18 protein-coding genes are annotated in these 19,958 nt (G+C 63.3%); 6 read left to right on the top strand and 12 right to left on the bottom strand.

Going from position 1 to position 19,958, the window contains the following annotated elements; all coding sequences use genetic code 11:
- Window positions 1-181 precede the first annotated feature (181 nt).
- The 3 genes from ACWHXP_RS12060 (at window position 182) to ACWHXP_RS12050 (ending at window position 2,561) form a co-directional block, all read left to right on the top strand.
- A complete protein-coding gene (locus ACWHXP_RS12060) occupies window positions 182-682 on the top strand; it encodes a Csu type fimbrial protein (RefSeq protein WP_121038752.1) in 501 nt (166 codons plus the stop codon).
- A 509-nt stretch (window positions 683-1,191) separates the two neighbouring features.
- Window positions 1,192-1,419 (top strand): hypothetical protein, encoded by a 228-nt coding sequence (locus ACWHXP_RS12055; RefSeq protein ID WP_489625115.1) that lies wholly within the window; start codon window positions 1,192-1,194, stop codon window positions 1,417-1,419.
- 137 nt (window positions 1,420-1,556) lie between these two features.
- On the top strand, window positions 1,557-2,561 hold the full coding sequence (locus ACWHXP_RS12050; protein ID WP_121038761.1) for a sulfonate ABC transporter substrate-binding protein: 1,005 nt from the start codon (window positions 1,557-1,559) through the stop codon (window positions 2,559-2,561).
- Between the two features lie 87 nt (window positions 2,562-2,648).
- On the opposite strand, the gene ACWHXP_RS12045 is transcribed toward ACWHXP_RS12050, so the two are convergent.
- The 3 genes from ACWHXP_RS12045 to ACWHXP_RS12035 all read right to left on the bottom strand — a co-directional run bounded on the left by ACWHXP_RS12045 (window position 2,649) and on the right by ACWHXP_RS12035 (window position 6,211).
- Entirely contained in the window at window positions 2,649-4,361 is a 1,713-nt protein-coding gene (locus tag ACWHXP_RS12045) for an acid phosphatase (RefSeq protein WP_489625116.1), read from the bottom strand.
- A gap of 473 nt (window positions 4,362-4,834) precedes the next feature.
- Window positions 4,835-5,551: a Pr6Pr family membrane protein gene (locus tag ACWHXP_RS12040; RefSeq protein ID WP_121038768.1), complete on the bottom strand. Its 717-nt coding sequence runs from the start codon at window positions 5,549-5,551 to the stop codon at window positions 4,835-4,837.
- Window positions 5,552-5,935: 384 nt separating this feature from the next.
- On the bottom strand, window positions 5,936-6,211 hold the full coding sequence (locus tag ACWHXP_RS12035) for a hypothetical protein (protein WP_134134917.1): 276 nt from the start codon (window positions 6,209-6,211) through the stop codon (window positions 5,936-5,938).
- A gap of 214 nt (window positions 6,212-6,425) precedes the next feature.
- On the opposite strand from ACWHXP_RS12035, the gene ACWHXP_RS12030 reads away from it, so the two are divergent.
- Both ACWHXP_RS12030 and purU read left to right on the top strand, forming a co-directional pair.
- The gene (locus ACWHXP_RS12030; RefSeq protein ID WP_039787631.1) at window positions 6,426-6,947 is read left to right on the top strand and encodes a bactofilin family protein; all 522 of its coding nucleotides are present in this window, start codon (window positions 6,426-6,428) and stop codon (window positions 6,945-6,947) included.
- Window positions 6,948-7,297: 350 nt separating this feature from the next.
- Window positions 7,298-8,167, top strand: a complete 870-nt coding sequence (gene purU / locus ACWHXP_RS12025) for a formyltetrahydrofolate deformylase (protein ID WP_121038771.1) — start codon at window positions 7,298-7,300, stop codon at window positions 8,165-8,167.
- A 965-nt stretch (window positions 8,168-9,132) separates the two neighbouring features.
- On the opposite strand, the gene ACWHXP_RS12020 is transcribed toward purU, so the two are convergent.
- The 6 genes from ACWHXP_RS12020 to ACWHXP_RS11995 all read right to left on the bottom strand — a co-directional run bounded on the left by ACWHXP_RS12020 (window position 9,133) and on the right by ACWHXP_RS11995 (window position 16,983).
- Window positions 9,133-10,773 carry a fatty acid--CoA ligase gene (locus ACWHXP_RS12020; protein WP_489633771.1) on the bottom strand — a complete coding sequence of 547 codons (1,641 nt, stop codon included), beginning with the start codon at window positions 10,771-10,773 and terminating at the stop codon, window positions 9,133-9,135.
- 145 nt (window positions 10,774-10,918) lie between these two features.
- Window positions 10,919-11,209: a copper-binding protein gene (locus tag ACWHXP_RS12015; protein ID WP_489625120.1), complete on the bottom strand. Its 291-nt coding sequence runs from the start codon at window positions 11,207-11,209 to the stop codon at window positions 10,919-10,921.
- 98 nt (window positions 11,210-11,307) lie between these two features.
- Window positions 11,308-12,690 (bottom strand): multicopper oxidase family protein, encoded by a 1,383-nt coding sequence (locus ACWHXP_RS12010; protein WP_489625121.1) that lies wholly within the window; start codon window positions 12,688-12,690, stop codon window positions 11,308-11,310.
- Window positions 12,687-14,072, bottom strand: a complete 1,386-nt coding sequence (locus ACWHXP_RS12005; RefSeq protein ID WP_489633772.1) for a TolC family protein — start codon at window positions 14,070-14,072, stop codon at window positions 12,687-12,689. The genes ACWHXP_RS12010 and ACWHXP_RS12005 overlap by 4 nt, the downstream gene beginning before the upstream one ends.
- 93 nt (window positions 14,073-14,165) lie before the next feature.
- A complete protein-coding gene (locus tag ACWHXP_RS12000; RefSeq protein ID WP_489633773.1) occupies window positions 14,166-14,606 on the bottom strand; it encodes a hypothetical protein in 441 nt (146 codons plus the stop codon).
- A 52-nt stretch (window positions 14,607-14,658) separates the two neighbouring features.
- Window positions 14,659-16,983, bottom strand: a complete 2,325-nt coding sequence (locus tag ACWHXP_RS11995; RefSeq protein WP_489633774.1) for a heavy metal translocating P-type ATPase — start codon at window positions 16,981-16,983, stop codon at window positions 14,659-14,661.
- A gap of 80 nt (window positions 16,984-17,063) precedes the next feature.
- On the opposite strand from ACWHXP_RS11995, the gene cadR reads away from it, so the two are divergent.
- Entirely contained in the window at window positions 17,064-17,516 is a 453-nt protein-coding gene (gene cadR, locus ACWHXP_RS11990; RefSeq protein ID WP_489625125.1) for a Cd(II)/Pb(II)-responsive transcriptional regulator, read from the top strand.
- A gap of 9 nt (window positions 17,517-17,525) precedes the next feature.
- Here cadR and ACWHXP_RS11985 read toward each other — a convergent pair whose 3' ends face one another.
- From ACWHXP_RS11985 to cueR, 3 genes are all read right to left on the bottom strand, one after another.
- Window positions 17,526-18,428, bottom strand: coding sequence for an alpha/beta fold hydrolase (locus ACWHXP_RS11985; RefSeq protein ID WP_489625126.1), 903 nt, complete (start codon window positions 18,426-18,428; stop codon window positions 17,526-17,528).
- 138 nt (window positions 18,429-18,566) lie between these two features.
- On the bottom strand, window positions 18,567-19,538 hold the full coding sequence (locus ACWHXP_RS11980; protein ID WP_489633775.1) for a Gfo/Idh/MocA family protein: 972 nt from the start codon (window positions 19,536-19,538) through the stop codon (window positions 18,567-18,569).
- Window positions 19,535-19,957: a Cu(I)-responsive transcriptional regulator gene (cueR, locus tag ACWHXP_RS11975; protein ID WP_121038801.1), complete on the bottom strand. Its 423-nt coding sequence runs from the start codon at window positions 19,955-19,957 to the stop codon at window positions 19,535-19,537. The genes ACWHXP_RS11980 and cueR overlap by 4 nt, the downstream gene beginning before the upstream one ends.
- Window position 19,958 lies beyond the last annotated feature (1 nt).

Genomic DNA, 19,958 nt, shown 5'->3' with positions numbered 1-19,958 from the left:
TGAATATCTCACGACATGATGCATTTGGATCATTCAGGAAAATCCTGACGCAAAAGCGCGTCACCTCAGGAAGCTCCCGATGTTGGGTGGAACAACAAAAACTTAAAGTCTCGTCATACCAGCTGCAGCAAGAAGTCCGAGCGAGGGGCGAGGACCAGGCAGCCAAACCAGGAGAGACTCGATGTTCCACGCCAAGAAAAACCGCTTCGTTGCCGCCACCGTCGCCGCTGTCGTGCTGGCCTCCAGCGCACCGGCCTCGTTTGCCGCCACTGCCAGTGGTACGCTGACCATCAGCGCTTCGGTCGTGGCCTCCTGCACCGTGGTCGGTTCTGCCATCGCCTTCGGCGCCTACACCCAGAGCCTGGTCAACCAGTCCGGCACCATCACCGTCCTGTGCACCAACGGTACTGCCTACAACGTCGGTCTTGACGCTGGTACTGGAACCGGTTCCACCGTCAGCAGCCGCAAGATGAGCGCGGCCGGCGGCGGTACCCTGAACTACGCGCTGTACCGCGATTCGGCCCGCAGCAACAACTGGGGCTCGACCATCGGCACCGATACCGTCACCGGGACCGGCTCCGGCCTGACCCAGACGCTGACCGTCTACGGCCAGATTCCTGCCGCCCAGACCCCGTTGGCGGGCGCTTATTCGGACACCGTGACCGTCACGCTGACCTACTGATGTTGCGCCACATGCGGCAGCAGGCCTGATTCCCTGCGCCCATCGTGGCTTTTAGGGCCTGTTCACATTCAATCTGTGAGTGCGAGAGGTCGCCAAGCGTTGTCTGCCTAGGCGCGGCGACGCGCCGTGGTGGTGCCACGGCAAGGAGCTGCAACAACGGCAGGCGACGCTTGGCGGCCTCTCCCTGGGGGCAACGCATCTCACAGATTGAATGTGAACAGGCCCTAGTACCTCGATTACCGGGAAGCCCTGAGGGGGGGCTTACTTTTGGGCGTACTTCCGCAAGGAGGTGCGCCCTTTTTTTGTTTGTGATGCAATACGGGCTCGATCCGACAGATCCAACAAGGGAGGCCTTTCCATGCGCGCACCGCGGTTTTCATCGTTCCACCTTGCGCTTCTTTCTCTGCTGTCCAGTTTGCTGCTGTCCGCCGCAGCGGCCCGTGCGCAAGTCCCGGTGCAGGTTCCGGCCGCCGTCCCGGTGCCGGCCGGTACCGCGGCCCCCCTCGCCGGTGGCCAGCGACATCACCCGCAGTTGCGTGGCGGGCAGCGGCTGCGTGCTGACCTGCCTGAACATGGCGGCCGAAACGGTCATGACCGAGACCGCCACGCGCGCGGTCCGCATCATCTCGCTGGCCAACGGCAACAGCGAATTCCGCATGGACAACGGCAATGCCGGCATCAACGTGATCCTGGTCTCGCACGACAACCTGATGTGCAAGCTCAGCGGTGGCGTTTGACGGCGCGTTGCATGCATGGCGCGACTTATCCGCTTTTCTTCTATGCACAGGAGGAATGATTCGTTCGCAGCATGAGGAGGGCTCGCTACCCTGTGAGCCAGGAAATATCGACCTCAACCATGAATGATGGAGTCCCCATGCCGCAGTACGAAGACAAACGCCAACGCGCCCTCGCCACCGTGGAATTGAACAGCAAGCGCCGCCGCCTCATCGGTGCCGGGCTGGCCCTGGGTGCGGCCGGTGCGGCTGCGGCATTCAGTCCGCGCCTGGCGCACGCGGCCACGCGCCAGTTGCGTGTGGGTTATCAGAAAGGGGCGCTGAGCATCATTCGCGCCCATGGCACGCTGGAGCAGCGGCTGGCATCGCTGGGGGCGACCGTGAAGTGGGTGGAATTCAGTGCCGGCCCGGTGCAGCTGGAAGCGCTGGGGGCGGGCTCGATCGATTTCGGCGACGTCGGCGAAGCGCCGCCCATCTTTTCGCAGGCGGCCGGCACGCCGCTGGTCTACGTGGGGGCGACGGTGCCGCGTCCTTATGTGGAAGCGATCCTGGTCAAGGATGACAGCCTGCAGAAACCGGCGCAGCTCAAGGGCAAGCGCATCGCCCTGAACAAGGGTTCCAACGTGCATTACTTCCTGGTCAAGCTGCTGGAAAAGCATGGCCTGCAATACGGCGACGTGACCCCGGTCTGGCTGGCACCGGCCGATGCGCGCGCTGCGTTTGAACGCGGCTCGGTCGATGCCTGGGCGATCTGGGAGCCCTATCTGGCGGCCGCCCAGCAGACCCTGAAGGCGCGCATCCTGGCCGACGCCGACGGGGTGGTCAAGAATCGTGCCTATTATTTTTCGACCCGTGATTATGCGCGGGACAATGCCGACCTCATCCGCATCGCGCTGGAAGAGCTGGCCAAGGTAGATGAGTTCGCCAAGACGCGCCCCGATGACTACGCCAGCGAACTGGCCGGCATCCTGGGGCTACCCAAGGGCGTTTTGGACGTGGTGGTGCGCCGCTACAACTACGGTACGCTGCCGATCACGCACGCCATTCTCGACGAGCAGCAGCAGATCGCCGATACCTTCCTCGATCTCAAGCTGATCCCGAAGAAAATCAACCTGCGCGAGACGGCACCGCCCTGGCTGGCGTAAACCATCCGCGCACGGTTCGTCACACCATGAACAAGGCCGCCGCAGGAAAACCCTGCGGCGGCCTTGTCGTTCTCGCGTAGCGGTTGATCAGGCCTTGAACTGCAACGCGTTGGTCAGGTCGCCCATGGGCTGCTGGCCGCGCGCGATCATGGCGTCGTCACGTTCCTTGAGGCCATTGAGCTTTTCCAGGCCGAAGGTGCGGGTGATGAGGCGCAGGATGGAGGCAGTGTCATACACGGTGTGATCCACTGTCCCCTTCCGTGCGAAGGGCGAGATCACCAGCGCCGGCACCCGCGTGCCCGGACCCCAGCGGTCGCCCTTGGGCGGGGCCACGTGATCCCACCAGCCGCCGTTCTCATCGAAGGTGATGACCACCACCATGTTCTTCCACTGCGGGCTGGCCTGCAGGCTCTTGACGATGTGGGCGATGTGGCGGTCACCGGAGGCGATGTCGGCGTAACCGGCGTGCAGGTTGAGGTTGCCCTGCGGCTTGTAGAAGGTCACCGGCGGCAGGCGGCCCGCCTCGACATCGGCCAGGAAGCGGTTGGTGCGCGACTCGTCGCCCAGGCCGCCATCCCGCAGGCGCTTGTTGCGCTCGGCGGGATTTTCCGGCCCCAGGTTCTTGAAGTAGTTGAAGGGCTGGTGGTGATACTGGAAATTGGGGATCTTGGGGATGCCCTTGGAATCCTTGAACTCGTCCAGCGTGGCCTGCCACGCACCCGCATACCAGGCCCAGTCGATGCCCTTCTTGTTGAGCTTGTCGCCGATGTGTTCGTGCGTCTGCGGCACCAGCACGCTGGGCTGGTTGGGTTCGGCGTAGGCCGGATTGTTGCGGTCGCGGCTCCAGGTCGGCCAGTACGGCGGGGCCATGGTGTTGACGGCGTAGCCGTCCGGCGTCAGTGCGCTGGGGCCGAACTTCGGCGGACCTTGCAGGGCGCTGGCCGGGCTGCCTTCGGCCGGCACCAGTTCCGGCGAGAGCGGATCATTGTTTTTGGTCTTGGCCACTTGCGTGCGTGAGACCGAGCTCATCACGTTCGGATAGTAGGGCGCAGTGGCGCAGATCAGGTACTGGTGGTTCAGGAAGGAGCCGCCGAAGGCCCCCTGGAAGAAGTTGTCGCACAGCACGAATTCGCGCGCCACGTCCCACAGGCGCAGGTTGTAGCGGGTGTCCGCATAGTGGCCCATGGTCAGGCCACCGGAATCGGCCCAGGCCACGAAGCCATCGTTCTTGCCGCCGTTGATCTGCATCTGGTTCTGGTAGAACACGTGCCACAGGTCGCGCGTGACCAGGCTCAGCGGCAGCGCTTCGCCCTGCGGGCCCTTGAGCGCATAGGGTGCGTTGGGCAAGTTGGTCTGGTACTGCTTGCCGCCGGCATAGTTGACGCCTTCCACGCTCTGGTCCTGGATCAGCACGCCGTTCCAGGCGGGGGGCAATTCCTTGAGCAGGCTGCCGTCGCGGTCACGCTGCTGGTAGTCCGAGGGCTTGAGCGAAGAGAGCGGTTTTTCCAGGCCGGGGAAATCGGCGAAGAGATTGTTGAAGCTGCGGTTCTCGGCGTAGATCACCACAATGGTCTTGACGTTCTCGCGCAGGGCGCGGTCCAGCGCGGCGGACTCGGCCGGGTTGCCGCTGGGGTAGGGCACTGGTCCCTGGCCTTCGGTGGCGCAGGCGGCCAGCGTCGTGCCGGCACTGAGGGCCGCCATGCTGCCCAGGAAGCGGCGGCGGCCGGGTTGTTGCGGGATCGGGGGCGTTTCGCTGGACGCAGGCTGGCTGCCGGCGATGTCGTCGTCGTGCTTGCTCATGGATGAATTTCCTGTCGGATATTGTTGTGGGGTTTGGCGCGTTGCGGGGGCAGCATAGCGCGACCGTATGACAAGGATGTGTCTTTTCCATCATGCTGGCAATCAAGAAAGTGACGAAACCGGCACCAAGAGACAGTGAAAGTTTGAGTAAAAGAAACGCTAGGATGGTGCTCATGCGTGGCGAAGGCCATAAAATGCGTCGACCGCACCGGTTGGGGCCACGCATCTCGCGGCCCGGCGACCGGGTCAGGTGAGTCCGGCAGGCCAGGGGATGGCCGGTTCGGCGCTCATGTCAAGGCGGTCTTGTTTGACGAGGGAATCATGGTGCTCAAAACTTTCCAATACCTGCTCATCGGTGCGGGCTTCAGTGCGTGCATGGTGTTCATGCTGGCGCTCGCCATCACGGAGCCGCTGACCTAGTGGCCTGGCGGCAGGGCCGGACGCGCAGTCCGGCCGCCCATCATCAGTACGTCCTATTTGCCTTGCAGCACCGGTTTTCCTGACCGGTTGACGGCGATGAACAAGGCCATCAACCCGACGAACGCGCCGAACAGCAGGGTGGCGTTCAGGATCACGCGCGGATAGCCGAGCGCGTTGACGTCGATGAAGGGGTAGGGATAGAAGCCCGACAGTGCCCCTCGCCACAGCGTCACCATCAGATACCCCAACGGGTAGACCAGCCACAGCAGTGCCTTCTTCAGCGAGGCCTGGAATACCGGCACGAAAAAAATCCAGTACACGATCGCCAGCAGCGGCACCACCGTATGCAGGCTCTCATTGACCAGCGCGCGAAAGCCCGTGGGCGTCCACAAATGGCGCAGCAGCAGGTTGTAGGCGATGCCGACGAAGGCCAGGTACGTGACCACGGCCGAGATCACGGTGGGCTGCCGGAAGAAGCGGCTCATGGGCGATCTCAGCGAGAGCGCCAGCGAGGTAAAGCACAGCGCACTCATGAGGATGGTGAGGTTGGTCAGGTACATGGTCAGCCGGTCCAGGCCATCCAGGATGCCGCCGCCGCGTGCCAGCAGGCGGTTGATGGTGATGTCGGTCTGTGCCACGAAGGCGAACCAGCTGATCACGGCGATCAGGCCGGCGACCGTGCGGGCGGCGGCCGAGTGGCGGCGCGCCGGGAAGAGATGTGCGCCAAAGGAATCCAGCGATTCCGGCGAGGGGATCCTGTCGTTGCTCATGGTGTGGTCTGCGGGAGGAGAGAGGACTGCTGCCGCCGGACGGGTGGAGCTCCGGCGGCAACCGGCAATGGCTCCATCATAAATCGGGCGGGCATGGTTGTGCTTGCCGCATGACATTCATTTTCAACGCTTACATCAAGACACATCGCCGATGCCCTTTGCGAGGGGCCTGTTGCATTCATGGTTGCGAGAACGCATTGCGGATGCGGCAGGCTCCTTCTTCGGGATGAAGCTGGCTCATCCATGCGGTGAATTGTGCTCATCAATGCGCTCAGTGGGGGAAGAATGTGGCCTTGAAAGGTGGGGAAATTGACCGGTTGAATTTCTAAGTTTTTTCTCTGTTGCAGCCGGTCGATGTGGTCGCCACAAAATGGGAGAGGTTCTCTACAAGCCATATCCGGAGCGGACTTTGCGGAAGAGGGTGTCGCCTTGTGGCGACGCATGCTCTCTAACAACTGTTACATTTTTTTTAGTTACAAGGCGCTTCAAAATATAAATAATTTGCCCTGTATTCGCTGTGTATTCACTGCAGAAAAACGGTGCTTCCGGCGATGCATTCACTGTTACAAATTTGCGGTGAACTTTGCAAAAGGCATCCTGCCGAATCGCACAGGTTTCCTCCCGGACAACGCCTGGATGCTTCGCGTTCGGGCAGTCCATTCCCCTCTCATGGACCTCGGGAGGAGCCGCTTCCGTCGACCTTGTCGACGTTCCGACGCGCCGCTCGTGTTGCCGGTCTTTCCGATGATCGTGCAGGGCGGCCTGGCACCGCGCAGGCGGTGCGCGTCATGACGCTGTCGTGCGCACCTTGGCGCAGGCTTATTTTTCGCGCGTAGATTTTTACGCATCAGGCACTACCATTTCAGGAGATCACATGCTTCGCTCGGAATCCCTCTTCGGCAAACGCGAAACCAGTTCGACCAATTCCCCGTTCAGCAGTGCGGGCAACGTTTCTTCAACTACAGGCGGCAATGTGACCAGCGTGAACAAACCTACCCAATATCCTTCTTCCGTCTCCAACACTGCGCCTGCGGCGACCGAGGAGAGCGGCAGCAAGCTGACCGTCGGCCCCAACATCAAGGTCAAGGGCGAGATCGAGGACTGCGACACGCTCGTCGTCGAAGGCAAGGTGCAAGCCACCATCAACTGCCGTGTGGTGCAGATTGCCGAGCGTGGTGCGTTCAAAGGTTCGGCGGAGATCGATCTGGCCGAGATCCGTGGCGAGTTCGATGGTGATCTCACCGTGCGCCAGAAGCTGGTGATCTATTCCAGCGGCAAGGTGACCGGCAAGATTCGTTACGGCAAGCTGGTGATTGAAGAGGGTGGCCAGTTGGCCGGTGATCTGCAGGTGGGCGGCGGTCACGAGCAGAAGGATCTGTTGCAGAAGACCGCATGAGCTCCCCTGCGGGTGGTGCCGAAGTCGCAGTCTCGCGCGCCATCCGGTGAGGAGGCCTCTTGAGGCCGGGCCAGTGGTGTGTCTTGCTGGTCTCGTTTCTTTTTGGAAATAATTTTCGGGGCGAGGCGCGATTTGTTGTCAAATCGTGCCGATCTGCCGTGATTTTTGTCGGAATGACCTCGCTTTGACGCGTCCGGCGTGCGTTTGCGCGTGCCGGATTTGTCCGCATGGCCCGGCCGTGCGACAATAGCGCCTTTCGTCCTTTTGCCCGTCAGCCGGGCCGGTAGTGTCCCTGCGTGGGGCTGCCGACGGGACGCTGGCGCTTCTCGGTTTCATTCCTCAGTTCACTCATGGCTCACCCGGAATACATTCTTACCTTGTCCTGCCTGGACCAGCGCGGCATCGTGCATCGCGTCTCGGGCTTCCTGGCCGATCACGGCTGCAACATCATCGATTCGGCGCAGTTTGGCGATGCGCAGTCCAAGCTGTTCTTCATGCGCGTGCATTTTTCTTCGGAAGATGCCGGGGTGTCGGATGCGGCCTTGCGTGCGGATTTCGGCGTGCTGGGCGATTCGCTGCAGATGAACTGGCAGTTGCATGATGCGGGCAAGAAGCCGCGTGTGATGCTGATGGTCTCCAAGATCGGTCACTGTCTCAACGATCTGCTGTTCCGCTACAAGAGCGGTTTGCTGCCGGTGGAGATTCCGGCGATTGTCTCCAACCATACTGATTTCTATCAGCTGGCTGCGAGCTACAACATTCCTTTCCATCATCTGCCGCTGGCTACTGGCTCTTCCATCGAGACCAAGCGCGCCCAGGAGCAGCGGATCATGGAAATCGTCGATGCCAACCAGATCGATCTGGTGGTGTTGGCGCGTTACATGCAGATCCTCTCGCCTGAGATGTGCGAGGCCTTGCGCGGACGGGCGATCAATATTCACCACTCCTTCCTGCCTAGTTTCAAGGGCGCCAAGCCTTATTATCAGGCGCATGATCGTGGCGTCAAGTTGATCGGGGCAACCGCGCACTTCGTTACCGGCGATCTGGATGAAGGTCCGATCATCGAGCAAGGCGTCGAACGCGTCGATCACTCCATGGGGCCGGATACCCTCACCGCTATCGGACGCGATATCGAATGCGTCGTCCTGGCGCGCGCTGTGAAATGGTTTACCGAGCATCGTATCTTGCTCAATGGACACAAGACCGTGATCTTCAACTGATCCGCTGGGCTTCTTCTTGGACGCCGTCCGGCCTTTGGTCGGGCGGCGTTTTTGTTTTTGGTTTTCGTTTTGTTGTCTTGGCTGGGTGCTTTTCTGGTTGTTCGGTTTGGGGTGGTCTGCACGGGATTTCTTCCTGCGCTCTAGCTTAATTCTTATCTTTCTCCGGTCGGAAGGACGCGCCGGGAGCGGCCCGGCAGCCGCTCACTTTTCTTGTCTCGCCAAGAAAAGTAAGCAAAAGAAGGCGACCCCAAAGAGCCAGCCTTCCTTCGGAGGGTCCCGCCGCAGCAGAGCGAAAAGTGGGAAGGATAGAGTCGCTTCGCTCCGACTATCCTTCTGATCCACTTTTCGCTCCGCTGCGGCGGCTGGCTCTATGGGGACGGCACCCCCCACGGGCTCGCCTGCGGCCTCGCCACATCTCCGACTCGCCTTCGGCTTTGGGTTGGCTCGCCTGCGGCATCGACCTTTTGATCGTTCCCACTCCCGTTTTGGTTTTGGGCCTTTTTTCTTTTTAGTTTTTATAATTTAAATAGTTTCCGTCCGTTCGTCCTGAGTAGTCGCGCAGCGAGGTATCGAAGGCCAAAGAACGCCAAGGCAAAGCCGAAGGCGAGTCGGAGGGGGGCGAGGCCGAAGGCGAGCCGTTTCGGCCGTCCGCATCTGCGCCGCCGCTTCAGAGCCCAACAAAACGGATCAGAAAAATAGTCGGAGCGAAGCGACTCTATTTTTCCCGTTTTGTTGGGCTCTGAAGCGGGGACCCTCCGAAGGAGGGCGGCGGAGTTGCGGTCGCCTTCTTTTGCTTACTTTTCTTGGCGAGACAAGAAAAGTGAGCGGCTGCCGGGCCGCCCCCCGGCGCGTTCTTCCGACCGGAGAGAGATAAGAATTAAGCTAGAGCGCAGGAAGAAATTCTGTGCAGACTACGCCAAACCGCACAACCAGAAAAGCACCCAGCCAAGACCACACAAAAAGCATCAGCCTGCAGCCGGATACTGCTCCCGCATCACCCGCTTGTTGAGCTTCCCGACGCTGGTGCGAGCCAATTCAGGAACAAACCGCACCCGATCCGGCACGCCATAACGAGAGATGGTCCCAGCCTCGGCAGCAGCCATCACATGCTGCCGGATATCCTCTTCAGAAACCGCAGCCACATCCTTCTTCAGGACGACCAGCGCAACCGGCCGCTCCCCCCATTTACCGTCCTGCACCCCGATGACGGCCGTCTCAGCCACAGCCGGATGCCGCGCAATGATGTCCTCGATCTGCAGCGAAGAGACCCACTCGCCGCCGGTCTTGATGACATCCTTGATCCGATCCGTGACCTGCAGATAGCCTTCAGCATCGAGATGCCCGATATCCTGGGTATGCAACCACCCCCCACGCCACAATTCTTCAGAGGCTTCCGCCTGATGCAGATACCCTTGCGTCAGCCAGGGCGCGCGCACCACCACTTCGCCGGTGCTCTTGCCATCCCGCGGACAATCATTCATATCGCCATCCACCGTACGCAAGGCCACCAGCGGCAGCGGCCGCCCGGTCTTCACGCGCAGGACGGCTTCACGCTCGCTACCCAGCTCCTCGGTGGGCACCTGCGCCAGCGTCAATACCGGACACGTCTCCGACATCCCGTAACCGGTAAAGACATCTATCCCCCGATCCCGCGCCATGCGCGCCAGACTGCCCGTCATTGCCGAACCGCCGATGATCATCTTCCACCCCGACAGATCCACCTCCCGCGCCTGCTCGGAGGTCAACACCATCTGCAAAATGGTCGGCACACAATGCGAGAAAGTCACCTTCTCCTCACGGATCAGCTTGCAGATCGTGTCCGGCACATAGCGCCCCGGATACACCTGCTTGACCCCCGCCATCGTCGCCACATAAGGCAGCCCCCAGGCATGCACATGGAACATCGGCGTCAACGGCATGTAGACATCATCCCGATGCAAACGCCCCTGCTGCGGCGCCAGCGCCAGCCCGGCCGTGGTGCCCAGCGTATGCAGGACCAGTTGCCGATGGCTGAAATACACGCCCTTGGGCAAGCCCGTGGTGCCGGTGGTGTAGAAGGTAGTCGCGCGCGCGTTCTCATCGAAGTCGGGGAAGTCATACCGCGCCGAGGCCTGCGCCAGCAAAGCTTCGTATTCCCCCGCGAAGCCCGGCCCCTGCGGGCAGGGACTGCCATCGTCGGTCAACAGCACGCAGCGCGTGAGGGTGTTCAACTCACCACGGATCTGCTTCAACACCGGCATGAAATCCGAATTCACCAGCAAGACATCAGCCTGCGCATGATTGAGCGTGTAGGCAATCTGCTCCGGCGAGAGCCGCACATTCACCGTCTGCAACACGCAGCCCATCATCGGTACCGCAAAGAAACACTCCAGATAACGATTGCTGTCCCAGTCCATCACCGCCACCGTATTGCCGGCCTGCACGCCCATTTCCTTGAGTACATTGGCCAGCCGCTGCACGCGCTCGTAAAAACCGGCATAGGTCAGCCGGCGCGCACCGTAAATGATTTCCTGCTCGGGGGCGGTGGCCAGGGCGCTGTGCAGCAACTGCTTGATCAGCAGCGGATAGCCATAGGCCGACGGGGTTTGCTCGATCGCTTGGGGCATGCCGGAGTCTCCTCTGTTGTGCGGCGGCAGGACCGCCTCTTATGGATGGGATGGATGAAACGAACTCCGATGATACCGCCAAGTCTCCAACCGCATCGTCGCCGGGACGACGAAATTGTGCAGCGTCCCGGCCCCCCGCGGGTGGTCAGCGCTTTTCTTCCAGCGAGGTCACGGTCAGCGCACCATCGACCCGGTCGGCGGTGAAGCTGATCTTCTCGCCTTCGCGTGCCCGCGCCAGGATCTCGGGACCAGCCTTGAACACCATCGTCATCCCGCCCATCTGCAGATTGGGAATCTCCGCATGGCGGATGGTGAGCTTGCCCGTGCTGGTGTCGACCTTGCGGATTTCGCCATCCACTTTGGGTGCATCACCCTGCGCGTGTGCCGCCAGCGCGGTAAAACAAAGGGCCGTGGTGAGGAGGAGGGAGCGCAACATGGTCTTTCCTTTCGTGAAGTCGTCAGCGACGCAAGGTCGCTGATCCAAAAACAATGATGTAAAAAGCTGATGACAGAGGTGCTCGATAAGTCATTTTGTCAATGATGCCCTTGATGCCCTCCCGGCTTGATGACCTCCAGCGTGGCTGGCGCAGCCGGGCCGGAAGGCGCGGCCCGCCTGGTCTCGGGCATCTCGCCCTGCCATTCCCGCGCCACCGTGCCGGCCGGAGCGCGATACCAGCCGGGGTCCCGATAATCATCCCGCGCCAGGTTGCGCCGGACCTTCACGGTGCTGAACATGCCACCCATCTCGATGGGACCATACGGTCCGCGTCCGGTCATCATCGGCAGGGTGTTGTCGGGCAGGGGCATCTCCATCTCGCCCATCGATCCCCCCTTGTCACCCATGGCCATGTAGTCGGGAATGAGACGGCTGATCTTGCTGACGACCTTGGACTGGTCCACCCCGATCATGGTCGGCAGGTCATGGCCCATGGCGTTCATGGTGTGATGCGCCTTGTGGCAATGCAGGGCCCAGTCGCCTTCTTCAGTGGCATCGAACTCGATGGCCCGCATCTGGCCCACCGCAATGTCGGTGGTGACCTCGGGCCAGCGTGCGGCCGGCGGCACCCAGCCGCCATCGGTGCCGGTCACGCTGAACTCGTGGCCGTGCAGGTGCAGCGGGTGATTGGTCATGGTGAGATTGCCCACGCGGATGCGCACGCGGTCGTTCTGCCGCACCACCAGCGGGTCGATGCCGGGGAAGGCCCGGCTGTTCCAGGTCCACAGGTTGAAGTCCAGCATGGTGCTGACCTTGGGCACCGAGGCGCCCGGCGCGATGTCGTAGGCATTCATCAGGAACACGAAATCCCGATCCACCCGCATGACGCCAGGATCCTTGGGATGCGTCACCCAGAACCCCATCATGCCCATGGCCATCTGTACCATCTCGTCGGCATGCGGGTGATACATGAAGGTGCCGGCGCGTTTGGCGGTGAACTCATACACATAGGTCTTGCCAGGCGGGATGGCCGCTTGCGTCAGGCCCGATACGCCATCCATGCCATTGGGCAGGCGCTGTCCGTGCCAATGCACCGAGGTCGCTTCGGGCAGCTTGTTGGTCACGAAGATGCGCACCTTGTCGCCTTCCACCACCTCGATGGTCGGGCCGGGGCTCTGGCCGTTGTAGCCCCACAGTCTGGCCTTCATGCCGGGCGCGATCTCGCGCTCCACGGCTTCAGCGATCAGGTGGAATTCCTTGATGCCGTGCTTCATGCGCCAGGGCAAGGTCCAGCCATTGAGCGTGACCACCGGCTGGTAAGGGCGGCCAGTGGCGGGTTGCAGCGGGGGCTGCGTGGCGGCGCTGGTTTGCAGCGGGGCTTCAGGCAGACCGGCGGCACCGGCGCGGCTGACGGCACCAGCCGTCACCGCCAGGGCCGCGCCTTGCAGGAAGTGGCGGCGCGCTTTGTCGTTCGGGTTCATGGTTGCTTTCCTGGTTGGGGACGGCCGCCCAGCGCCTGTTGCAGGCTGGCGTCGGCGATCCAGAAATCACGCTGGGCATCGATGGCGGCATTGACCGTGGCCGCCTGTTCGCGCGCATCGGCCAGCAAGGCGAAGACGCTGATGAGCATGCCGTTGTAGCGCAGCAGATTTTCTTCGGCGATGCGCTGGCGCAGCGGCACCAGTTCATCCTGGTAGCGCCGGGCCAGCGCATAGGCATCCTGCCGCTCACGCCAGGCCAGGCGTGCCTGGGCGCGTGCATCGAGAAGAGCCGCAGCCAGCTTGTGCGCACCCTGCAGGTAGATGGCCTCAGCCTTGGCCGTGCGCGCCTCGCCCCAGTCGAAGAGCGGAATCTCCAACGAGATCTCGTAGCCGTTTTCATTGGGCTTGCCGCTCTCGGTGGTGCGCACCGCACCCAGGTCCAGCACGTTGATGAAGCGGGTGGCGCGGGTCAGTCCCAGCGAAGCTTGCAGGCCCTCCAGTTCGGTGCGGGCGGACTGGACGTCGAGACGCTGCTGCAGGGCTTGCTGCTCGATGTCATCGACTGCCTCCAGCTGCCTGGGCAAGGGCGGCAATTGCGCTGGCAACGCGAAATCCGGTGCCAGCCCCAGCAGGCGGGCCAGCGTTTCCTTGTGCTGCGCCGCTTGCCGGCGCGCCTGCTGCAGGCTGGCCTGCGCCTGGCCATAGAAGAACTGCTCGCGCGCACCATCGAGCTGGCTGATATTGCCCAGCCGCGCCATCTGCGCCGCCAGTTCATGCGCCGCCTCGGCCGCATCGGCCACCTGCTCCTGATACTGCAAGCCCTGCTGCGCGGCCACCGCCTGGTAGTAGGCCTGGCGCGTCTGCGCTGCGAGCGCCAGTACGCGCGCGGCCAGCGACAGGCGCACCTGCTCGAAGCGCCGCTGTTCGATGCGCGCCGCCGCCGGCAGGGTGATGAGGCGCATCAGGCCCAGTGACAGGCTGCGCTCGATCTTGAGATCGTCGCCCGCATGGGTGCGCTTGAAAGAGAAACCGGGATTGGGCAGGCGGCCGGCTTGCACCAGGTCGGCCTCAGCCACGCCCAGTCCGGCGAAATCGGCCTGCAGATCAGGATTGTGGAGGAGGGCGATCTGCACCGCATCGTCGGCACTGGCCAGTCGCGCTGCGCCGCTTGCAGGATCGTGCAGCAAGGCGCGTACGCGCTCGCTGCTGGCCTGGGTCTGTTGCGGGCTGCGGTTCCAGGCCGGGGTGTGGCCCAGGCGCTGCTGGCTGGTCTGCTCGACCTGGCCGAAACCGCCATCCGGCGACAGCTGCGCACAGCCGGCCAGCAAGGCGCAGGCGGCCACGGCAGCGGCCCGCCAGGGACGTGAAACTTGGGGAATCATGGAATCCTCGTCTGATGATGATCGTCATGCCGCGCGCGCACTGACGTCAGCGCGCACGAGGCTCAGGCGCACGCGAAGGTGCGCAGGGCGGGATCAGGCGAGGGCAGGGGGACGGTCGGGGTTTTCCGGCAGATAGCCGACGAAGCCGGAAGCCGGCAGCGCAATGAATTCGCGCGAGGGAAGATCAGGCGCAGGCGGTGCGCTCAAGGCCAGCGGCAACAGGCCACCGACGGTGCAGGCGGCGCAGAAGCTGCAGGAGGAATGCGTGTGATGTGGCTGATGTTGTGTGTCGCTGGCATCAGCAGAGGTGATCTGTGTTGCCGCACCATGATCGGCATGATGGCCTTGATGGGCCTGCTGTTCATGATGCTGATGCTGCTCATGCTGCATCTGATGCGCTTGCACTGCCGGCGCATGATGCTGTACCGCCTGCTGCTGCGACGGCGCGCAGGCCTGCAGCACGGCGGCGAAGCCCTGGACGGGAATCGCCAGCGCCAGCAGCCAGAGCAGGAGGAGTTTTGCGCGCAGCATCATGGGCGGCAGTATAGACCGGGGCCGTCCCTGCGATCAACCTGTACGGCCGGCCTCAGGCCGCGGCCTTGCGTTGGCGCAAGCCGCGCACCAGGCGCAGGCCGTTGAAGACCACGATCAGGCTGGCCCCCATGTCGGCAAACACCGCCATCCACAGTGAACTCATGCCCACCAGCGCCAGCGTCAGGAACACCGCCTTGATGCCCAGCGCAATGCTGATGTTCTGCACCAGGACCGTATGGGCCTTGCGGCTCAGGCGAATGAAGTCGGGGATCTTGCGCAGGTCGTCATCCATCAGGGCCACGTCGGCCGTCTCCAGTGCGGTATCAGTGCCGGCCGCGCCCATGGCGAAGCCGATGTCGGCCCGCGCCAGTGCCGGGGCATCGTTGATGCCGTCGCCGACCATGCCCACACCGCGCACGCCATGGCGCGCACTGAGTGCTTCGATGGCCTTGAGCTTGTCTTCCGGCAGCTGGTCCCCGCGCGCATCGGCAATGCCGGTCTGGCTGGCAATGGCCTGTGCGGTATGGCTGTTGTCGCCGGTCAGCATGATGACCTCCACGCCCAGCGCGCGCAGCTCGGCCACCGCTTCCTTGCTGCTGGGACGCACGGTGTCGGCCACCGCCACCAGCAACTGCGGCTGGCCGTCACGGCACAGCACGGTGGTGGTCTTGCCCTGCTTCTCGAAGGCTTGCAGGCGCGCCTCCAGTTCCGGGCTGCACTGGCCCAGTTCGTGCACCAGGCGGTGATTGCCCAGATGAAGCAGTTGTCCGGCGATGCGCCCCTGCACGCCGCGTCCGGCCAGGGCGGCAAAGTCGCTCACCTCCAGCGTGACGATGTCTTCCTGCTGCGCAATGGCGCGTGAGACCGGATGGTCCGAGCGTGCCGCCAGCGAGACCGCCAGTTGCAGCAGCGCCTGTTGATCTGCCCCGGCCTGCAGCGAGACCACATCGGTCACGGCGGGCTTGCCGAAGGTGATCGTGCCGGTCTTGTCCAATGCCAGCGCACGCAATTGGCGTCCCTGCTCCAGATAGACGCCGCCCTTGACCAGGATGCCATGCCGCGCCGCCGAGGCCAGTCCGCTGACGATGGTCACCGGCGTGGAGATCACCAGCGCGCAAGGGCAGGCGATCACCAGCAGAACCAGCGCCTTGTACAGCCACGGCTGGAAGGGCGCACCCATCAGCAGCGGCGGCAGCAAGGCCACCAGTACCGCCATCAGCACCACCGCCGGGATGTAGTAGCGCGCGAAGTTGTCCACGAAGCGCTGGGTCGGGGCGCGCTGGCCCTGCGCCTGCTGCACGCTCTTGACGATGCGCGCCAGGGTCGAGTCGCCTTGCACCGCCGTCACGCGCATCTCGAAAGCGCCCTGTTCATTGATGGTGCCGGCAAAGACCGGGTCACCGGGCTGCTTCTGTACCGGTATGCTTTCCCCGGTGATGGGGGCCTGGTTGATGCTGGTGCTGCCTGACAGTACCAGGCCATCCAGCGGTACACGTTCCCCGGGGGCGACCCGTACAGTTTCATCCACTGTCACGGTACGGGCCGGTACAGTTGACCAGACACCGTCCGCGCCACGCCGGGTCGCCATGTCGGGCGTCATGGCCATCAGCCCGGCGATGGCGTTGCGGGCGCGGTCCAGCGACAGGGCTTCGATCATCTCGGCCAGGGTGAACAGCACGATCACCACTGCCGCTTCCGGCCACTGGCCGATGACCGCAGCGCCGATCACGGCCAGCGACATCAGGAAGTTCATGTTCAGCGAGAAGTTGCGCAGCGCGATCCAGCCCTTCTTGAGCGTGCCCAGGCCGCCCAGCAGGATGGCGGCAAGCGCCAGCGCAATCACCGGCAGGGAGCGCTCATCACCGCTGGTCCAGGCCAGCACCTCGGCCCCCAGCGCGGCTACGCCCGCCAGCCCCAGCAGCGCCCAGCGGCGCGCCGGGATGCGGTAGGCAGCGGCCCGGTCGGGGGCATCGCGGCCGGCCTCGGCATCCAGTGAATCGGACTTCACGGCCGGCAGCATGTCCAGCGCCTTCAAGGTCTCCACCAGCGGCGCGATGGAGGGCAGTTGGTGCTGCACCGTCAGCTCGCGCTGGATCAGGTTGAATTCCAGCGTGCCCACGCCGGACATCTGCGAGAGCCGTTCGCGGATCAGCTTTTCTTCGGTCGGGCAATCCATCTTCTGGATGAAGAAGACGGCTTCCTCGGTCTTGCCCTCCAGATGCGCTGCGGGGATCGGGGCAGGGGCCGCTTCATTGCTGGCGCAGGCATGGCCGGAGCAGCAGCCCTGTGCTTGTTGTGCGTGAGCATGACCATGCTCGTGCTCATGTGCGTGACCATGCGAATGGTCGTGATCGTGCTTGTGGGAATGTCCAGCCATTTGGGGCTCCTTGTGCAGCCAACAGGTTTCAGAGGTATATTAAAAACCCTGAAGTAACTACAAGGTCAAGCGAGGATCCCATGGATACATTGAAGATCGGCGAACTGGCCGCCCAGGCAGATTGCCCGGTAGAAACCATTCGTTATTACGAGAAGGAAGAGTTGCTGACCGAGCCGACACGGTCACAGTCGAATTACCGGCTCTATGGCGCGCGCCACGTGGAGCGGCTGCAATTCATCCGCCATTGCCGTTCGCTGGACATGACGCTCGATGAAGTGCGCGAACTGCTGCGCCTGCGCGACGCGCCCGAGCAGAATTGCGGCGAAGTCAACGCGCTGCTGGACAAGCACATCGGCCACGTGGCCCAGCGCATCCTGCAGTTGCAGGCCCTGCAGGAGCAATTGCACCAGCTGCGCGCCCAGTGCGAGGTGGAACAGCCGGCGCGCGACTGCGGCATCCTGCAAGGATTGGCCAGCCTGCCCGACGACATGAAGCCGGCCAATCTCGGCAGCCATGGGGGCGGCTGCCACTGAAGTCCACGTTCAGGCCGGGCGCGCCAGCCAGGCCAGCACTTCCTCGACGACTTCTTCCGGCTTTTCGCGCTGGGGAAAATGCCCGGCCCCCGGGATGAGCACGCGGCGGTAGGCGGCCCCGAAGTAGGGCTCGCGGTCTTCCGAGGTCGACGGATGATTGGCGCCATCCTCGGTGCCATGCAGCACCAGCGTGGGAACCATGATGCGCGGTGTGTCCTGCAATCGGGCTTCGAGCGCCGCATAGGCGGGATCGCCCTCGGCAAAGCCCCAGCGATGCCGGTAGGAATGCACGCAGATCTCGGCCCAGTCGGGATTGTCGAAGGAGGCGGCGGTATTGGCGAATTCGCTCTCGGCAAATTTCCAGGAAGGTGACCAGGTATTCCACATGAAGCGCGCGAAACCACGGCGGTCCTCGCGCAACTCGGCTTCGCCGCGCGGGGTGGCGAAGAACCAGTGGTACCAGTAATTGCGCGATTGCTGCAGCGACAGCCGCTGCCCCGGCGTATTGGTGCCCCAGCCCACCGAGAGGGCGATGCAATGGGCGATGCGTTCGGGGGTCTGCGAAGCGGCGATGTAAGCGGCCCGTGCACCCCAGTCGTGGCCGATGACGGAGTAGCGCTCCAGGCCCAGGGCATCGGCAAAGGCCATCAGGTCGCTGCCCAGCGCGGCCAGCTGGCCGCTGCGGGGTGTCGATTCAGAAAGGAAGCGGGTCGGGCCGTAGCCGCGCAGGTAGGGCCGGATCACGCGGTAGCCGGCCGCCCGCAGCGGACGCAGGAAGGCGTCCCAGGTGCGCACGTCGTCCGGCCAGCCATGCAGCAGGATCACGGCGGGGGCCTCTGGTGGGCCGCTGGTTTCAAAGCCGATGCGCAGTGTGTCGGTCTCGATGAAAGTCAGGTGATTGCTCTGTGGCATGTCGGACGGCCCCCCGTGATTTTGATGTTGTTGGTACTAGCTGGATAACGTAATTTTTAGTGATATATGAAGGGTAATTATCATCGCAAGTCGGGATGCGTGCTGCGAGCCATGCATTTTTCATGCAGGTGAAGGATTTCACCGTTTTTCCAGGATCGCTTCCATCATCCACGCCGTCTGCGCAGCGCTGTCGCCACAGGATGGATGAGGCGCACCTCCGCTCAAGTGCCGTTGCAGGTTGGCCACGTGGTATTGCTGGATGTGTTCCGGATTGGGGATGGCCAGTTCCACGCGTTCTGCCGGCGTGGTCAGCACCAGCGGCTGCTCCTCGAAGATGGAAAATTCCAGCTTGCCCGCACTGCCCGTAATCTCCACCCGGTCCGCCCGTTCAAAGCTGCCGAAGTGCCAGCTGCCGCTGCCGGTCACGCTACTCTGATAGCGCCAGCTGGCCGCCACTGCATCCCTGGCGCTGTAGATCCCTTGCTGGTTGGCGCTGGTCCCGGTCACCTGCGCCACGTCGCCGAAGAAGTGCGAGAACAGGTTCAAGCCATGGCTGGCGAGATCATCGAAGTAGCCGCCCGGTGCGATGCGGGCATCGGTACGCCAGCGGTAGCGCCCCTGCAGGTCATCCGGATGCGGGGTGCGCGCCAGTTGCCAGTGCACGTGGCGCGGCGTGCCGATGCGGCCCTCCTGCAGCCATTGGCGCAACTGCTCGAAACGCGGCAGCGAGCGCCGGTAATAGGCCACGAACAGCGGTTGTTGCGCCGTCTCGAAGGCCTCGAGCATCTGCAGGCATTCGGCATGGCTGGGGGCCATCGGCTTTTCGACGCAGCAGGGTTTGCCGGCGGCGGCGACCTTCAAGGCATAGTGCAGGTGCGTATCGGGCGGGGTGGCGATGTAGACGGCATCGATGCCGGGATCGCCGATGAGCGCGTCGGCATCGTCGAACCAGCGCGGCACGCCGTGGCGCTGCGCGTAGTCGGCGGCCAGGGCGGCGTCGCGGCGCATGACGGCGGCCAGTTCGAAACCGGGCGTGCTGCGATAGGCCGGACCGCTTTTCTTTTCGGTGACGGCACCGCAGCCGATGATGCCCCAGCGCAGCACGCTCATGCCTGCGACTCCGCGTGGGCGCAGCAGTCCGGCTGCGCACCGAGGGCATCGAGGATGGGGCAGTCGGGGCGATGGTCGCCATGGCAGTCCTGCACCAGGCGTTCCAGCGTGCCCTTCATGGTCTGCAGTTCGCGGATGCGCTGCTCCAGTTCGCCAATGTGGGTCTGGGCCAGCTGCTTGACCTTGCGGCTGGAGCGCGACTGGTCCAGCCACAGCCCGATCAGGTCGCTCACCTGCGGCATGGAAAACCCCAGTTGCCGGGCCTGGCGGATGAAGCGCAGCAGGTGCACGTCGCGCTCGGCATAGACGCGGTAGCCGGCATCGGTGCGGCCGGCCTTGGGGATCAGGCCCGTTTCTTCATAATGGCGAATCATCTTGGCCGAGACACCCGAGGCAGTAGCGGCTTCTCCGATATTCATG

Source organism: Herbaspirillum sp. Her2, assembly GCF_057961375.1.
This window is presented reverse-complemented; position numbering and strand designations above follow the sequence as displayed.

Bases quoted from the DNA above. Each gene is read 5' to 3' on its own strand.
- cueR (WP_121038801.1), bottom strand. From the start codon at position 19,957: ATGAATATCGGAGAAGCCGCTACTGCCTCGGGTGTCTCGGCCAAGATG.
- ACWHXP_RS12005 (WP_489633772.1), bottom strand. From the start codon at position 14,072: ATGATTCCCCAAGTTTCACGTCCCTGGCGGGCCGCTGCCGTGGCCGCC.
- cadR (WP_489625125.1), top strand. From the start codon at position 17,064: ATGGATACATTGAAGATCGGCGAACTGGCCGCCCAGGCAGATTGCCCG.
- purU (WP_121038771.1), top strand. From the start codon at position 7,298: ATGGCTCACCCGGAATACATTCTTACCTTGTCCTGCCTGGACCAGCGC.
- ACWHXP_RS12030 (WP_039787631.1), top strand. From the start codon at position 6,426: ATGCTTCGCTCGGAATCCCTCTTCGGCAAACGCGAAACCAGTTCGACC.
- ACWHXP_RS12040 (WP_121038768.1), bottom strand. From the start codon at position 5,551: ATGAGCAACGACAGGATCCCCTCGCCGGAATCGCTGGATTCCTTTGGC.
- ACWHXP_RS11995 (WP_489633774.1), bottom strand. From the start codon at position 16,983: ATGGCTGGACATTCCCACAAGCACGATCACGACCATTCGCATGGTCAC.
- ACWHXP_RS12015 (WP_489625120.1), bottom strand. From the start codon at position 11,209: ATGTTGCGCTCCCTCCTCCTCACCACGGCCCTTTGTTTTACCGCGCTG.
- ACWHXP_RS12010 (WP_489625121.1), bottom strand. From the start codon at position 12,690: ATGAACCCGAACGACAAAGCGCGCCGCCACTTCCTGCAAGGCGCGGCC.
- ACWHXP_RS12020 (WP_489633771.1), bottom strand. From the start codon at position 10,773: ATGCCCCAAGCGATCGAGCAAACCCCGTCGGCCTATGGCTATCCGCTG.
- ACWHXP_RS12050 (WP_121038761.1), top strand. From the start codon at position 1,557: ATGCCGCAGTACGAAGACAAACGCCAACGCGCCCTCGCCACCGTGGAA.
- ACWHXP_RS12045 (WP_489625116.1), bottom strand. From the start codon at position 4,361: ATGAGCAAGCACGACGACGACATCGCCGGCAGCCAGCCTGCGTCCAGC.
- ACWHXP_RS11980 (WP_489633775.1), bottom strand. From the start codon at position 19,538: ATGAGCGTGCTGCGCTGGGGCATCATCGGCTGCGGTGCCGTCACCGAA.
- ACWHXP_RS12000 (WP_489633773.1), bottom strand. From the start codon at position 14,606: ATGATGCTGCGCGCAAAACTCCTCCTGCTCTGGCTGCTGGCGCTGGCG.
- ACWHXP_RS12060 (WP_121038752.1), top strand. From the start codon at position 182: ATGTTCCACGCCAAGAAAAACCGCTTCGTTGCCGCCACCGTCGCCGCT.
- ACWHXP_RS12035 (WP_134134917.1), bottom strand. From the start codon at position 6,211: ATGGACTGCCCGAACGCGAAGCATCCAGGCGTTGTCCGGGAGGAAACC.
- ACWHXP_RS11985 (WP_489625126.1), bottom strand. From the start codon at position 18,428: ATGCCACAGAGCAATCACCTGACTTTCATCGAGACCGACACACTGCGC.